General features: G+C 66.7%; 18 protein-coding genes. 8 read left to right on the top strand and 10 right to left on the bottom strand.

All coding sequences use genetic code 11. The features are described from left to right. Entirely contained in the window at positions 1-624 is a 624-nt protein-coding gene (locus FAB82_RS14695; RefSeq protein WP_136535292.1) for a hypothetical protein, read from the top strand. A 112-nt stretch (positions 625-736) separates the two neighbouring features. Here FAB82_RS14695 and FAB82_RS14700 read toward each other — a convergent pair whose 3' ends face one another. Together FAB82_RS14700 and FAB82_RS14705 are read right to left on the bottom strand one after the other, a co-directional pair. After that, entirely contained in the window at positions 737-1987 is a 1251-nt protein-coding gene (locus FAB82_RS14700; protein ID WP_246039655.1) for a chitinase, read from the bottom strand. A 161-nt stretch (positions 1988-2148) separates the two neighbouring features. Then, positions 2149-3516 carry a cystathionine beta-synthase gene (locus FAB82_RS14705; protein ID WP_136535293.1) on the bottom strand — a complete coding sequence of 456 codons (1368 nt, stop codon included), beginning with the start codon at positions 3514-3516 and terminating at the stop codon, positions 2149-2151. 168 nt (positions 3517-3684) lie between these two features. Here FAB82_RS14705 and gndA point away from each other — a divergent pair, with 168 nt between their 5' ends. Next, the gene (gene gndA / locus FAB82_RS14710; RefSeq protein ID WP_136535294.1) at positions 3685-5115 is read left to right on the top strand and encodes an NADP-dependent phosphogluconate dehydrogenase; all 1431 of its coding nucleotides are present in this window, start codon (positions 3685-3687) and stop codon (positions 5113-5115) included. A 92-nt stretch (positions 5116-5207) separates the two neighbouring features. On the opposite strand, the gene FAB82_RS14715 is transcribed toward gndA, so the two are convergent. The 8 genes from FAB82_RS14715 to FAB82_RS14750 all read right to left on the bottom strand — a co-directional run bounded on the left by FAB82_RS14715 (position 5208) and on the right by FAB82_RS14750 (position 9876). Next, complete coding sequence (locus FAB82_RS14715) at positions 5208-5756, bottom strand: NUDIX hydrolase (RefSeq protein ID WP_168801605.1); 549 nt, start codon at positions 5754-5756, stop codon at positions 5208-5210. Between the two features lie 98 nt (positions 5757-5854). After that, on the bottom strand, positions 5855-6373 hold the full coding sequence (locus FAB82_RS14720) for an NUDIX domain-containing protein (RefSeq protein ID WP_136535296.1): 519 nt from the start codon (positions 6371-6373) through the stop codon (positions 5855-5857). A gap of 11 nt (positions 6374-6384) precedes the next feature. Then, positions 6385-6924, bottom strand: a complete 540-nt coding sequence (locus FAB82_RS27540) for an NUDIX domain-containing protein (protein ID WP_211116608.1) — start codon at positions 6922-6924, stop codon at positions 6385-6387. Between the two features lie 5 nt (positions 6925-6929). Continuing rightward, positions 6930-7493: an NUDIX hydrolase gene (locus tag FAB82_RS14730; RefSeq protein WP_168801606.1), complete on the bottom strand. Its 564-nt coding sequence runs from the start codon at positions 7491-7493 to the stop codon at positions 6930-6932. A gap of 41 nt (positions 7494-7534) precedes the next feature. Beyond that, positions 7535-8032, bottom strand: coding sequence for a helix-turn-helix transcriptional regulator (locus FAB82_RS27160; protein WP_168801607.1), 498 nt, complete (start codon positions 8030-8032; stop codon positions 7535-7537). A gap of 74 nt (positions 8033-8106) precedes the next feature. Then, the gene (locus tag FAB82_RS14735; RefSeq protein WP_136535298.1) at positions 8107-8295 is read right to left on the bottom strand and encodes a hypothetical protein; all 189 of its coding nucleotides are present in this window, start codon (positions 8293-8295) and stop codon (positions 8107-8109) included. A gap of 170 nt (positions 8296-8465) precedes the next feature. After that, positions 8466-9002: a hypothetical protein gene (locus FAB82_RS14740; protein ID WP_136535299.1), complete on the bottom strand. Its 537-nt coding sequence runs from the start codon at positions 9000-9002 to the stop codon at positions 8466-8468. Between the two features lie 337 nt (positions 9003-9339). Next, positions 9340-9876, bottom strand: a complete 537-nt coding sequence (locus tag FAB82_RS14750; RefSeq protein ID WP_136535301.1) for an NUDIX hydrolase — start codon at positions 9874-9876, stop codon at positions 9340-9342. 265 nt (positions 9877-10141) lie between these two features. On the opposite strand from FAB82_RS14750, the gene FAB82_RS14755 reads away from it, so the two are divergent. From FAB82_RS14755 to FAB82_RS14780, 6 genes are all read left to right on the top strand, one after another. After that, positions 10142-10399: a hypothetical protein gene (locus tag FAB82_RS14755; protein WP_136535302.1), complete on the top strand. Its 258-nt coding sequence runs from the start codon at positions 10142-10144 to the stop codon at positions 10397-10399. Then, positions 10399-11208, top strand: a complete 810-nt coding sequence (locus FAB82_RS14760; RefSeq protein ID WP_136535303.1) for a hypothetical protein — start codon at positions 10399-10401, stop codon at positions 11206-11208. The genes FAB82_RS14755 and FAB82_RS14760 overlap by 1 nt, the downstream gene beginning before the upstream one ends. Continuing rightward, positions 11205-11642, top strand: a complete 438-nt coding sequence (locus FAB82_RS14765; RefSeq protein ID WP_136535304.1) for a hypothetical protein — start codon at positions 11205-11207, stop codon at positions 11640-11642. Before FAB82_RS14760 ends, FAB82_RS14765 begins: the two co-directional genes overlap by 4 nt. 309 nt (positions 11643-11951) lie before the next feature. Next, positions 11952-13016 carry a hypothetical protein gene (locus FAB82_RS14770; protein ID WP_136535305.1) on the top strand — a complete coding sequence of 355 codons (1065 nt, stop codon included), beginning with the start codon at positions 11952-11954 and terminating at the stop codon, positions 13014-13016. Beyond that, positions 13013-13384: a hypothetical protein gene (locus tag FAB82_RS14775; RefSeq protein WP_136535306.1), complete on the top strand. Its 372-nt coding sequence runs from the start codon at positions 13013-13015 to the stop codon at positions 13382-13384. Before FAB82_RS14770 ends, FAB82_RS14775 begins: the two co-directional genes overlap by 4 nt. A gap of 2 nt (positions 13385-13386) precedes the next feature. Then, positions 13387-13998, top strand: a complete 612-nt coding sequence (locus tag FAB82_RS14780; protein ID WP_168801608.1) for a hypothetical protein — start codon at positions 13387-13389, stop codon at positions 13996-13998. Positions 13999-14065 lie beyond the last annotated feature (67 nt).

Genomic DNA, 14065 nt, shown 5'->3' on the forward strand with positions numbered 1-14065 from the left:
ATGACCAACCAACCGCCCCACTACAACTTCGGCGGCTCCGACGACTACCGGCCGCAGCAGCCTCCGCAGCCGCCGCAGAGCCCCGCACCCGGGGCGTACTCGCCGATGCAGCCTCAGTTCAGCGGCTCGCCCGTGTCGCAGCCGATGCAGCAGCAGCCGCCCATTCCGCAGCAGCCCGGGCCTCCTCCGACCGGTCCGATGAACATGGCGCCGACCGCACCTCCGGGCATGGCGCCCACGGGGTTCCTGCCCGCGCAGCCGCAGCGCCAGAAGCAACCGCCCACGATGATCCTGGTCGTGCTGCTGGTCTTGGCCGTCATCGGCGCGGGTGTCTTCGGCGTACTGTGGGGAACCACCTCCGGCGACCTCAGCGACAGCGAGGAGCAGGTCAGCGGGTTGGAGGACGACCTCGACGACGCCCGATCCGAGAGGGACGACTTCGAAGAGTCGATCGTCGAACTGGAGCTGCAGATCGGCGAACTGGAGGACGCCGCGGCCGACTTCGAGGAGGAGCAGGAGTGCCTCGACGCCCTCACCGCCTTCTGGCAGACCGAGGAGGGCTCTTCCGCGGAGGAGTCAGCCTGGGCCGAGGTGTCCAGCACCTGCAACGGCATCATCTTCTAGTCCGCCAACGAATTCATTTGCGCCCGCGAGCGGGGTCCTCCGGCTCTATGAACCGGTGGACCCCGCTCGGCCGGGCGCTCTCGTCGGGGGAGACGGTATGAGCGCCTTGGTGTTACGGCAGTTCCGCGAAGTGGCCGGAGACGGTTTTCGCGAAGTTGTAGCCGTTGGTGGCGTCCCAGTTGATCGACCAGGTCATGGCCCCGCCGATGCCGGGGTAGGCCTGGTCGGGGGTGAAGTCGCCGCAGTTGGCCAGGGTCGCCAGGCAGTCGAGGGCGTCGTTGACCATGGTCGGGTCGACGTAGCCGGAACCGGCGGCGGAGGACACGGCCGGGAGGCCGAGGCCCACCTGGCTCGGGTCGAGACCGGCCTCGAGCTGGATGCAGGCCAGGGACGTCAGGAAGTCGACGTCGCCCTGGGCGTAGACCTGGCCGTCGCAGCCGAGCATGGAGCCCGAGTTGTAGTACTGCATGTTGACGATGGTCAGGATGTCCTTGGTATTGATCGCCAGCTTGGCGTATTCGGTTCCCGTGGACTGGAAGTCGATGGTCTGCGGGGCCATCGTGTAGACCAGGCCGTCGCCGGCCTCGGCGGAGATGGCGCGCAGGGCGGTCTCCATCGCGGCGGCGTTGATGCCGTGTTCGAGGTCGATGTCGACGCCGTCGAAGCTGTACTCGGCCATGAGGGCGAGCACCGAGCTGGAGAAGGCGGAGGCGGTGGCGTCGTCGTTGACGGTGACATTGCCCTTCTCGCCGCCGACCGAGATGACGACCTGGCGGCCCTCGGCCTGGACCTGGGCGATGTCGGCCTTGAACTGGTCATCGGTGTATCCCGAGCCGGTGAGGCTGGAGTCGAGCGCGAAGTCGACCTGGCCCGCGGTGGCGGTGGATTCGGCGAAGGCGACGGCGACGATGTCGTATTCGGCCGGGACCTCGGACAGGGGCATGACGCCCGAGCCGTTGTCGAAGTTATGCCAGTAGCCGGTCAGGTGCTCGTCGCCGGCTGCGGGGGTGCCGGGGTCCTCGGTCGGGTCTTCCGTCGGGTCCGCGGTGGGGTCTTCAGTGGGGTCTTCGCTGGGTTCGTCGGTCGGGGCCGGGTCGCCGTCGCAGGCTCCCAGGTCCTCCCATACGCCCCATTCGCCGGTGGTGCCGGGTTCTTCACCGGTGGTCCACCACTTGGCGCGGTACTCGGTGCCGGAGAAGCTGACGGTGTCGCCGCCGACGTACACGGCGCCGGAGTCCCACGCCGACCCCGCGCAGGCGGCCTCGGCGGATGCATTGGTGGCAAAGGCGATCGGGACGGCTATGGCCGCACCGGTCACGAGTGTCGAGGCGGCGATGATCGCCGCTTTGCGGATACGTCGCAAGTGGCCTCCATGATTGGTTAATATTCCTAATAGAAATCACCATCATGGTGGCCGAAATGTGAAGCCATGTCAAGGATCAAGGCACGGAAAAATCCGACTCCGCCCGGTTTGGACACCCGGAGAGCCACGGCCCGGGCGATTCAGAACACGAAGTTTCCGGTTTATCGCTCCACGTAACCGAGCAGGTCCTGCCTGGTCAGGACCCCGGTCGGCTTGCCCTCGGTGAAGACCATGAGCGCGTCGTGGTTCTCCAACACCTCCACGGCCCGCTCGACCCGCTCCAGCGAACCGATCGTGGGCAGCCCCTTGCCGATGTGCCGCTCGATCGGATCGTGCAGGGTCGCCTCACCCTTGAACAGGGCGTCCATCAGGTCCCGCTCGGCGACCGCGCCGGCCACCTCGCCGCTCATCACCGGCGGTTCGGCCTTGAGCACCGGCATCTGGCTGACCCCGAACTGGCGCATGATGTCGATCGCCTCGCGCACCGTGTCGGTCGGGTGCACGTGGACCATCTCCGGGATCACGCCGTCCTTGCCCCGCAGCACCTCCGCGACCGTCGTATCGCCCGTGCCGGCGCCCATGAACCCGAACTCGGTCATCCACGTGTCGTTGAAGATCTTCGACAGGTAGCCACGGCCGCCGTCGGGCAGGATCACCACGATCACGTCCTCGGGTTCGGCCCGGCGCGCGACATCGAGCGCGCCGACGACCGCCATGCCCGCCGAACCGCCGACCAGCAGGCCCTCCTCGCGGGCCAGGCGACGCGTCATCTCGAACGCCTCGGCATCGGTCACCTCGACGATCTCGTCGGGCAGCCCCGCCTCGTAGTTCGCCGGCCAGAAGTCCTCACCGACGCCCTCGACCAGGTACGGACGCCCCGTCCCGCCCGAGTAGACCGAGCCCTCCGGGTCGGCCCCGACGACCTTGACCCGGCCGTTCGAGACCTCCTTGAGGTACTTGCCCGTCCCGGTGATCGTGCCGCCCGTGCCGATTCCGGCTACGAAGTGGGTCAGGCCGCCGCCGGTCTGCTCCCACAGCTCCGGACCGGTCTGGTGGTAGTGCGAGGCCGGGTTCGCCGGGTTCGAATACTGGTCCGGCTTCCAGGCGCCCTCGATCTCGGAGAGCAGCCGGTCGGACACCTTGTAATAGGAGCGCGGGTCTTCCGGCTCCACCGCCGTCGGGCAAACCACCACCTCCGCTCCGTACGCCTTGAGCACGTTCCGCTTGTCCTCGGAGACCTTGTCCGGGCAGACGAACACGCACTTGTAGCCGCGCTGCTGCGCCACCATCGCCAGGCCGACACCAGTGTTGCCGCTGGTCGGCTCCACGATAGTCCCGCCAACCTGAAGCGCACCTGAAGCTTCCGCCTCGTCGATCATGCGCTGGGCGATGCGGTCCTTGATGGAACCGCCCGGATTGAGGTATTCCACCTTGGCGAGGACGGTCGCGGCCACCCCGTCGGTCACGGAGTTCAGCTTCACCAGCGGGGTGTTGCCGATGAGGTCGAGTACGGAGTTGTAAAACTGCATGACCACAGCCTAAGCCCGCACGATGCGCGGCCACAGCAGTGCGCGATCGTGTCACCGCCGCCCCGCGCGTCCCGCTGCGTGGATACGATCGGCGGCAATGGCCCCGCCGCAGGCCGGCTGGGCGAGAATCAGACCAGTACACCCACTCGAAACACTAGGGAGACGAGCATGAGCACCGCCGACATCGGAGTGGTCGGGCTGGCCGTCATGGGCTCCAATCTCGCCCGCAACTTCGCCCGCCACGGATTCACCGTCGCCGTCTACAACCGCACGTACGCCAAGACCGAAGAGATGATGTCCGCGCACGGCGACGAGGGCAACTTCGTTCCCTCCCAAGAACTCAGCGATTTCGTCGCCTCCCTCGCCCGGCCCCGCAAGGCCATGATCATGGTCCAGGCGGGCAAGGCCACCGACGCCGTCATCGACCAGCTCGCCGAGCTCATGGAACCCGGCGACATGATCATCGACGGCGGCAACGCCCACTTCGACAACACCCGCCGCCGCGAGGCCGCGCTGCGCGAAAGGGGCCTCCACTTCGTCGGCACCGGCGTCTCCGGCGGCGAGGAGGGCGCCCTCCTCGGCCCGGCGATCATGCCCGGCGGCTCCGCCGAGTCCTACGAGAGCCTCGGCCCGATCCTCGAAGCGATCGCCGCCAAGGCCCCCGACGGCACCCCGTGCTGCACCCGGCTCGGCCCCGACGGCGCCGGCCACTTCGTCAAGATGGTGCACAACGGCATCGAATACTCCGACATGCAGCTCATCGGCGAGGCCTACGACCTGCTGCGGCGCGGCGCCGGCATCGAACCCGCCGAGCTTTCCAAGCTCTTCGGCGAGTGGAACGCCGGCGAGCTCGACTCCTACCTCATCGAGGTCACCGCCGAAGTCCTCGGCCACACCGACGCCGCCACCGGCAAGCCCTTTGTGGACGTCGTCCTCGACCGGGCCGGTCAGAAGGGCACCGGACGCTGGACCGTCCAGAACGCCCTCGACCTCGGCGTCCCCGTCACCGGCATCGCCGAAGCCACCTTCGCCCGCGCCCTCTCCTCGGGCGTCAAGCAGCGCGAAGGCACCGTCGACCTACTCACCGGCCCGACCGAGAAGACCGAACTGCCCGAGACCTTCGTGGAGGACGTGCGCCAGGCGCTCTACGCCTCCAAGATCGTCGCCTACGCGCAGGGCTTCGACCAGATCGCCGCCGCCAGCGCCGAATACGACTGGGGCATCGACCTGGGCGCGTGCTCGGCGCTGTGGCGCGCCGGCTGCATCATCCGGGCCGGCTTCCTCGACAAGATCACCACCGCGTGGCGCGAGAACCCGGAACTGCCGAGCCTGCTGGCCGCGCCCGAGTTCACCAAGATCGTGACCGACGCCCAGTCCGCTTGGCGCCGTGTCGTTTCGACCGCCGCCCTGGCCGGAATCCCGACGCCGGGCTTCTCGTCGGCGCTGGCCTACTACGACGGCCTGCGCTCCCGGCGCCTGCCGGCCGCGGTGATCCAGGGGCAGCGCGACTTCTTCGGCTCCCACACCTACAAGCGCGTGGACCGCGAGGGCACCTTCCACACCGACTGGTCGGGCGACCGCACCGAGCACGAGATGTAAAACGACGCTGAAGGGCGGCGAAGTCTCTTCGCCGCCCTTTGGCGTTCTACCGTCGAGTGTCCAGGGGACGTATCCGGATCGGCCAGGCCGTTCTACTCCGGGACGGGGCAGCGCTTGTCCACCCCTGTCCAGTTCACCCAGGTGAGTTCGACGGGTTCGGTCGGAAGGTCCCCGCCGATCAGTTGCTTGACGAGGGTCGCGATCGGCACCGGGAACACCGCGTGGTCGATGGTGTCGAGCTGGCTGACGGTGAGCCACTCCGCGCTGGTGATCGAGCGGCGCTCGCCTTCCTCCATATAGTCGAAGGTCGGTGTGAAGTGGGGCGTGCGGAGGAAGAAGTAGGTGTCGTCCTGGTAGATGCGCGTGGTCGGGCCCGCCCACCATTCGCCGGCGGTGTGGGCGACGACCGGGCCGAGGTCGGCGGGTTCGACGCGCAGACCGGTCTCTTCGAACAGTTCCCGTGCGGCGGCTTCAGGCGGAGTCTCGTCCGCGTCGATGCCGCCGCCGATGGTGTCGAAGAACTGCGATTCGGGGCTTACCGCCCCGGAGCTGAAGTTGAAGAGGACACGGTCGTCTTCGTCGGCGACCAGCACTCGGGCGCAGCGGCGGAGGACCAACGGGGGAGGTTCGGCAGCGTTCATCGGTCGAGTATCCATGCCCGACAGCCGAATTGGTAGTCAATGTGTGACGCAAGATGGTGAACTCGCGACAATGTCCACCCAAGGCGGCCCTATGGGTCTCAGTTAACGAAGCGCGGTGAGAAGGCCCCGCCGATATTGACCGGCTCGTCTGGGGTGTCGCCATCGCGGAGCCGCTTGACGAAGTCGATGAGGAGGTCGGGACGGACCGTGCCGTCGGAGGTGCCGCACTGATCGATGGGGAACCATTCGAAGGTGAAGTCCTGCTCGTAGGCGATGTCGCTGTTCAGCCGCGGCTCGAAGCGCTCGGTGCGGTGGAAGAAGAGCCAGTTCTTCTGGACGAACAGGCGGCCTTCGGGGAACCCGACGAAGGTCCCGTAGCCGACCGGGTCCCCGAGCGCTACGGGATCGATCCGGAGCCCGGTCTCCTCCACGAGTTCCCGCGCCGCCGCGACCGCGATCGCTTCGTCGGGATCGACGCCGCCGCCGGGGAGGAACCAGCGGGTGATCCCGTCGAGGCATTTGCCGCCGCCCACATGGAGGACGGTGTCGTGCTGGTCGAGGAGGATGACGCGGGCGGCGATGCGGAGGGTCGCGCCGGTTTCGGTCTCGATGCTCATGGAGGGGTCTCTCAGTGCTGGTCGGGCCGGGAGGCGGCGCCGAGCGGGGGGTGGTTGCCGCGGCTGGTGGGTTCGAGTTGGACGGGTTCGGCGGGGACCTCGCCGTCCAACAGCCGCTTGATGAGGCCGAGCATCAGGTCGATGCGCTCGAGTCCGTCGGTGGCAAGGAGGTCGTCCACCGCGATCCAATTGAATTCGAGATCCTGCTCGTAGGCGTCGCCTCCCGAGACGCGCGGCGAGAACCGTTCGGCGCGAACGAAGAAGAAGTGGTTCTCCTGCGTCCAGGGCTTGTCGTCCCGCACGGTGTGGAAGCACTGGCGGGCGACCGGCCCGGCCAGGTCGGCGGGGGCGACGTGCAGGCCCGTCTCCTCGAGCAGTTCGCGGGCGGCGGCCTCGGCCATCGACTCGCCGTGGTCGATGCCGCCGCCGGGGAGGATCCATCTGGCGGGGCGGTCGGGGGTGGCGTGCCGGCCGATGAACAGGATGCAGTCCTGCTCGTCCGCGATGATGCCGCGGGCGCCGCGACGGTCTATATGGGTGCTTTCATCCATCGGGTTCACCGTTCAAGTATCGAGGGACGCTCCGTGGCTGTCCAACCTCTATCCGTGTCCCAGCACCAGGCTCCCCAGGGGATGTCAAGGGGCGCAATGGGAATCGTCCCATCTAGGAGCTGGGAGAGCAAGTCGGCGACGCGGCCGGGGAAGACGAGGGCGTCGGCGGCCCGGAGCTGGTCGAGCGTGAGCCACCGCGCCTCGGTGAACTCGGCGCCCTCGGTGCCGACGAGGCGGTCCCGGATCGGTTCGAAGTGCGGTACGCGCGCGAAGAAGTAGGCGTCGCGGGAGTAGATGAGCAGGTCGGGGGAATCGGACCAGTACCCCTCGGTTCTGGCGGCCACGGGCCCGAGCTCGTCGGTTCGCAGGCGCAGGCCGGTCTCCTCGAACACCTCCCGGACGGCGGCCTCGGCGAGCGTCTCGCCGTCCTCGATCCCGCCGCCGACCGTGACGTAGTACTGGACGCCGGGCGCGACGAACCCGTCGCTGAAGAACAGCAGCAGCCGGTCGTCCTCGTCAACGAGCAGCACCCGGGCGCAGCGGCGCCGTATCGGTTCCGGTTCGATCATGCCCCGAGTATCCGCACCAGACCCGCCATCGCCCACCCGCGCTACCGAATTTCCCGGTCCGCCAGCCATTCGTCGAGGAACGCCTTGGCCTCGGGTTCCGGCCAGAGCTTCGAGCGGCCTCCAAGATCGGAGATCGGCGTCGGAAAGCCGGGTTTGCTGACGATCTTCTGGCTGACCTGTTGCGTGGATCTGCCGGTGTAGCGGGCAATGTCGGCCCCGGACATGTAGACGCCCGGGATGCCCGGCGCCTGCTCGTCCCATCGGTCGAATGTGGTCACCTCAACGGTCTCGACCGTGAAGTCCAGTGCGGCCGACTCGCCGAACAAGACCGCGGCCCGTCTGGAAAGCTCGTTCTTCGCGGTCTGATATACAGCCTCAGCACTGCCGCCCTCGCAGAAACCGTTGAGGGCGATGCTCCGCTCCGACATGTCGAGAACGGTCCGCAGCGAGCTGTCACCTCTTGCGGCCAGAACAGTCTCCTCATCGGGTTCGGTCAGCGGTGCGGCCGAGACGGCCAGTATGTAGACGCGGAATCGCATTGTGGCTCCTCCTGGTCTCAATTCGTCAAGGAGGGGGGTTTCGGCCCGGACGGGCCGGGACTTGTGGCGATGACCTACAGGTCGCGGTACTCTTCGAACAGTTTCCTAATCTCTTCGCGAGTCGCCGGTATCGCCCGGTACTCGCGTACCGTTCCGGCGCGATCGAGGATGATCCAATGGTGGTCCGCACCTGGTTCGATGCGGAATCCCAGACTCTCGATCGCCGCTGCGAGGCTTTCTAGAATCGCCTCGGCGTCGGTCATTCGTCACCTCCTCTCGTCCTTGATCGGAGGCGGCGCCACCCCCTCAGCGGCGCCATTCAAATGTTAACACATGTGGTTTATATTTCAAACCTTCATCGCTCACTCGCCCACCCAGGGCATTTCGATCGGTCTGGCGAGTGCTTCCCCGGCTATGAGGCGCTTCAGGAACTTCAGGCGACCGCCTGGGTCAGTGCCTTTCGGTGTTCGGCCGACAGCCGCCGTTGCAGCCGCCTGGCACGGAGCGTCGCGTCGGCGACCTCGCAGAGCTGGGCGATCTCCACATCGGCTGGCGACACCTCGGCCAGGTTGTGCTCTTCCAGCCAGATGGACACCTCGGCCCATGAATACAGGCTGACTCGTGGTCGCGGCACTCGCGGCTCAGGAAAGCCGCCAGGTCCACGCCTACCGGTCACCCAGTGGTCCACCGCGGCGACGGTTCGGTTGGTCCTCTCGGCAATCTGGGAGATGGCGACAAGGTCTTCAGCGACTCCGAGGAGTTCGACTCCGGCCTTGCGTCCTTGTCGGATCGCGGACACCACCGCCTGCACCGCCGACGGCGCTTCCCGGTTGAAGGTTGCCCACCCTTCGCCTCCCGCGACAGGGTCAAAGGAGACCAAAGCGTCGTCCCATCCCGCCTCATACATCGCATCGATGATGCGCTCGCCAGGCGGAGCGGAAAAATGCAGCTCAAATGCGTAGACGGTCATCGTCTCATGCTCCCTTCTTGATGTCTGTTTCCAAACCGTGGGGACACTCGTCCGCAACCTTTCGCAGTTGCTTGGCGAAGTCTTCGGGCGACCGCGGCGTTGACCAGATCGATCTCGGTGGCCGACATCCGGTCCCACCACCGGGGCAGAAAGCCCGCCCCCATGCATGCCCTCCTGAGGTCTCGATCTTCCAGCCCTTCTCCTCCATGTACTCGATCGCGGCGCGGATATGCTTGTTGGGGTGTCTCGGCATGTATGAATAATGCTACATTCGCCAGCCGGATTCGCGCAACGACACGCACCGACTCGACGTTTTTGACGGACGTGGCGCTGCGAGCTACTGGACGTTGCGGTCGGACCAGAGGTTGATCCATTCGAGTTCTATCGGGCTCGTCAGGGTCTCCCCGGACAAAAGTCGCCCTAGCACTCCGGCCAGGCCGATGGGGAAGATGTAGTCGGTCTCGGAGGCGGCGAGCTCTTCAAGGGTGAGCCAGGCGGCGTGGTCGATCTCCTTTTCTTCGCCCTCCTCAAGGCCGTCGAAGACGGGCTCGAAGTGCTTGGTGCGCAGGAAGAAGAAGTTGTCGTCGGAGTAGAAGCGGGTGCCGGTGTGGGTGGTCCAGGCGCCTTCGAGGTGGGCGACGAGCGGGCCGAGCTCGTCGGGGGTGACGCGCAGGCCGGTCTCCTCGAACACCTCGCGGGCGGCCGCCTCGGCAAGGGACTCGCCGTCCTCGACGCCGCCGCCGACGGTGAAGTAGTAGTCGCCGTCCTGGACGATCAGGCCGCTGCCGTAGAACAGCAGGACCCGGTCGTCCTCGTCCACGATGAGGACGCGAGCGGCGCGGCGGAAGATGAGGCCTTCGGGGTTGGTTGCCATGTGCCCCAGCCTAACTTGGTGGCGGTTCGCGGCGAAGGTTCGCGAGCCGGCCTGGACGTGCGGGCTTGTTCGGGCCGCCGCGTTCTCCTGCTCGTCTCGGATGTGGCTCTGGCGTTCGGGGGCAGCGCCTGGGGGCTCTCCCTGTTAGGTTGGTCGCGAACGGGATCGATCCGGTCCGCCGAGTTGAGCGGGCCGGGGTGGTCACACCCCACCGGTCATGCTCGCGGAGTGGATCGGTTGAGCCCCATAGAAAGAGGTGGCGCCAGTGTCGGTCGCAGAGATCAGGGCCCAGGTGCAGGCGGCTTCGGAGCAGGGTAATGAGGCGATGGGAAGCTGCGAGGCGGTCAAGCAGCAGTTGGAGGCGGCGATCGGGACGATTGCCGGTGCCACGCAGGAGACCAGTAATCAGTTGCCCGGTGAGGCGATGGGTCAGTGGCAGCAGGCCTCCGAGAAGATCGAGGAGGCCGTGGCGCTGATTCAGGCGGGTCAGCAGACGGCAGAGCAGTACACCAGCGCGATCTGATGACGTCGATCGGTGATGTCGCCGCGACGCTTCGCGGTGCGATGCAGGTGATCGATGAGGCGATCAAGTCCGCGCAGGCGGCCGAGAGCGAAATGGGCCAGGCGGAGTCCACACTGCGGGGTCAGTTGGAGGGCTCCTCCAATGAGCTTGTCGGCCAGGGCTTCAGCCAGCTGGAGCAGGCGAGGGCGAAGCTGGAGGAGGGCCTGAAGGCGTACCACGCCGGGAACAAGGCGATGGGCGACTATGTAGCGTCCATCGCCGGAGGAGGTGGAGGAGGAGGTGGCCTGACTTCGTCTGTAGCTTCCTCCGCCCGCATCAAGGCTCCCGCCTTGCCAGACGATCCCAGCGGGATGATCGGCCAACCTGTCACGCCCGACTTCATGAACTTCAGCGAGGTCAACCGAATCCTTGGCTTCGATCCCGCCGAGCCCGAGTCGGCTCGAAATAACGACCTGGTGCCAGGCATATCCGAGCGGATCGAGATTGAGGAGGATCGCAACCAGGATGAATCGCTTGGACGGCCCCGGCAATTCGGGCGCAACATGGTCCGCGGGGCCGAGGACCTCGGGAACTTCGCGGGGACAATGGAAAAGGGCGCCAAGGTGCCCCACGACGCATGGGAACCTCCGCCGGACCCGCATAGCTACAATACGGGTACGGCGGTGCCAGAACCTGTGCGCACAGTATCGACTGCAACGTCCGACACCAGTGGCAGCATTCCGGATGTGATGGTGACGGTCGTGATGACATCAGCCGTGCTGGCGGAAGGCATATCGCGCATGGCCCATCGAAGGAAGGACTCAAAATGAGCTCAAAGTATCGCGACCTTCTGCGGGCGCAGACACTTCGAGAACGGGATAAGTCCGAGCAGCTGAGCGAAGGCTTCACCCCCGAAGACCGGCGAGAATACTACTTCCTAACGATGGCGTTCTTCGCCAGCATCGTCGGCACGCGCCTCGGGGACCACCCGAAGCGAGCGGATATCGATTCACTGGTAAGTGAACTGCGGTACGACTACCGCAAGGCCGGGACCGCAATCAACTATCTCCACATCGAAGCTCTGCTCCGCGCTCTCTATGGCGAAGAACACTTGATGGATGACATCGGCTTTGAAGATCAAGTGAAGGCGTATCTGCCGGTTGTCATCAAGATCGTCGCCCAGAACGACGAGGTGCGTGAAAAGCTTGATGCGTACCTTACCGATGCTGAGAACGTCGCGGCTTCCTGGCGGCAAGGCGGATAACGCAATACTGAAGAACTTTGAGACTGTTTGGGGGACAAGGCCAAAGGCCTTGTCCCCCAAACAGTCTCAAAGTTCTTCTAGACGATTATGCGTCGTAAGTTGACAATGCTTGCATCCGTGAGTCATCATCGGACACACGCCCGCATCATTGCAGGGCAAGCCATTCGCTTACGTATCGAACGGGGATTCTTACGAAGCAACCAGATTCCATCGGCCTTTATCGATAGGCCAGAATGTAAACGCCGCCCGGCGGTCCCAGACCGCTAAATCAGTGCCCGCCGGGCGGCCAACACAAGAAGGAGTACTTCCGTGTCGTTTACGACGATACGCTATTCCAGCGTTCCTGAAAACAACCACTCGTTTACCTCGGACACCACCGCCTACGCCGGTCGGGCCGGTGAATCCGAGGCGGTTGTGGGGTTCCTTCCTGACGGGTCACCGGACCCGATGGTGCCCGGCGCGTACCGGTATCGCGCCCGCCCTGACCTGTGCGACCCGTCCGCGCCCGAGTCCGACCCGGCCAACCCGCACTACGAACCCCCACACCTGCGCCACCGGCCCGGCGACACGTGGATCATCGACCGGGACCGGCCGTATGACCCCGACGACCTGGGACCGTACGGCTCCCCGGACTGGAAGCCCGACCCCCGCACCGGCCGCCACCGCCGCAGCGAACTGCCCGACCCGCTCCCGCCCGAGGAGCGCGAAGCCGTGCCCGAACCCGAAGCGGCCGATGCCGAACCGTCACCGCCGAGGCGAAGGCCGCCCACGGCTGGGTCCACCGGCGGCCCCGCGGCCGAGTCCGTCCCGTCCGGCCGACCGAGCCCCGGTCCGCGCCACCCCGGGCGGTTCTGGCCCGGCACCGACCACGCTGGTATGGGACCGGATCCCGATGAGTCGCACCGGTTCTCATCAATGCGGGAGGCGGCGTTCGACCGGTTCATGCACGGCTCCGAAGCGTTCGCCCGCGCCCACGACTCCGAGATGGAACCGGGCCGGTGGGAACGGGCCTGGACGAAGACAACCGGCTGGTGCAAGGACCTGATCCGTCCGGCGATCCGCAGACGCGCCCCCGAAGCGCCTGCACCTCAGATGAACCAGCCCACGCCACAGCGCCAGAGGCCGACACCGCAGATCCCGCAGCAACGCCCGCGCCAGGACCGGCCCCGGCCCTGCCCGGTGCCGACCTGGAACGGGCGCGCGGCCTCACACCAGGCCCGCACCGCCCGATTCGCGACCGCCTTGCGCGGCGCCAGGCGAGCCAGAAGCGAACCGCCGCAAGCTCCGTCGTTCATAGACGCGTGGGAACACGCCTTCGACGCCGGGCACCGCTTCGGGATCGGCACCCACTACTTCGGAAGGGCCACAGCATGAACCGCCCCGTCCCTACCCGAAACGCGAATGGCCGCATCAAGAAGGCCCTGCGACTGCACTTCCTCGCCGCCGCCTGGATCGAGGGCCGCCGCCTCCGATTTGAACCCGTCGGCGAACAAGCCCGGCTGCGGATCGTCATCACCATCGCCGCCGACACCGCCGCCAGCGCCGCCGCCGACTCCGACTCAGGGACCGGGACCGGCGCGAAACCCGAAGTGCTCGGCTCCGTCACCGGACTCGACACCGAAACGCCGCGCCTGACCGTCTCGGCCCCGCTCCACACCGAATGGGCCACCGAACACCGCGACGCCATCACCACCGAAGCCGCCCGCATCTGGGCCGCCATCACCCGCGAATGCGAAGGCTGACCATGAACCAAGAAAGCATGAACCGCACCAAGACCCGACCCGACACCCTCGGAGGTGAGGTCACGGCCGATATCCCCGCGATCGAGGCCACGACCGAGGCCACGACCGAGGCGACCGCCGACCCGACCACTGAGGCCATCGGAGAGGCCGACCGAGAGCTCAATGCCGAGGTGACCGGCGAGGTGACCGGCGAGGTGACCGGCGAGGCCACCGGTCCCGTCGGACGCAAGATCGCCGAGATCACCGTGGACGACCGGACCCTGGAGTTCTTCCTGCCCGACGGCGCTGAAGACAAGGTCTACGTCGCCGCCGTCGAACGCAAGTTCCAGCCCATCGGCGCGGTCATCCGACTGCACCACATCCAGCCGTCCTACGCGACCCTCCTGGACGAGGAGGCCTGGGCCGCCGCCAACGACCGCGCCGACCGCATCGTCCAGCTCGCCGTCGCCTGCTACTGGAACTGCCTCGATCACGAGATCATCCGCGAGTTCCGTTCCAAAGGCGAAGCCCCCCAATGGCTCCGCCGCTTCACCCCGAGGAAGACCGAACCGCCCACCGAGCCGCCGACCGAGCCGCCCACCGCTCCGCAGAGCAGCACCGAACCACCCGCCTGACCACACCCGAACGCCGGGCCGGTCGATCGGTGGGGATCGACCGGCCCGGCCTGGCGTTGGATCGCCG

This window comes from Glycomyces buryatensis, from assembly GCF_004912275.1.
Taxonomy (GTDB): Bacteria; Actinomycetota; Actinomycetes; order Mycobacteriales; family Micromonosporaceae; genus Glycomyces; species Glycomyces buryatensis.

Coding starts and splice junctions, on each gene's coding strand:
- FAB82_RS27160 (WP_168801607.1), bottom strand. CDS start 8,032: ATGCGATTCCGCGTCTACATACTGGCCGTCTCGGCCGCACCGCTGACC.
- FAB82_RS14760 (WP_136535303.1), top strand. CDS start 10,399: ATGACGTCGATCGGTGATGTCGCCGCGACGCTTCGCGGTGCGATGCAG.
- FAB82_RS14780 (WP_168801608.1), top strand. CDS start 13,387: ATGAACCAAGAAAGCATGAACCGCACCAAGACCCGACCCGACACCCTC.
- gndA (WP_136535294.1), top strand. CDS start 3,685: ATGAGCACCGCCGACATCGGAGTGGTCGGGCTGGCCGTCATGGGCTCC.
- FAB82_RS14705 (WP_136535293.1), bottom strand. CDS start 3,516: ATGCAGTTTTACAACTCCGTACTCGACCTCATCGGCAACACCCCGCTG.
- FAB82_RS14715 (WP_168801605.1), bottom strand. CDS start 5,756: ATGAACGCTGCCGAACCTCCCCCGTTGGTCCTCCGCCGCTGCGCCCGA.
- FAB82_RS14720 (WP_136535296.1), bottom strand. CDS start 6,373: ATGAGCATCGAGACCGAAACCGGCGCGACCCTCCGCATCGCCGCCCGC.
- FAB82_RS14750 (WP_136535301.1), bottom strand. CDS start 9,876: ATGGCAACCAACCCCGAAGGCCTCATCTTCCGCCGCGCCGCTCGCGTC.
- FAB82_RS14765 (WP_136535304.1), top strand. CDS start 11,205: ATGAGCTCAAAGTATCGCGACCTTCTGCGGGCGCAGACACTTCGAGAA.
- FAB82_RS14735 (WP_136535298.1), bottom strand. CDS start 8,295: ATGACCGACGCCGAGGCGATTCTAGAAAGCCTCGCAGCGGCGATCGAG.
- FAB82_RS27540 (WP_211116608.1), bottom strand. CDS start 6,924: ATGGATGAAAGCACCCATATAGACCGTCGCGGCGCCCGCGGCATCATC.
- FAB82_RS14695 (WP_136535292.1), top strand. CDS start 1: ATGACCAACCAACCGCCCCACTACAACTTCGGCGGCTCCGACGACTAC.
- FAB82_RS14740 (WP_136535299.1), bottom strand. CDS start 9,002: ATGACCGTCTACGCATTTGAGCTGCATTTTTCCGCTCCGCCTGGCGAG.
- FAB82_RS14775 (WP_136535306.1), top strand. CDS start 13,013: ATGAACCGCCCCGTCCCTACCCGAAACGCGAATGGCCGCATCAAGAAG.
- FAB82_RS14730 (WP_168801606.1), bottom strand. CDS start 7,493: ATGATCGAACCGGAACCGATACGGCGCCGCTGCGCCCGGGTGCTGCTC.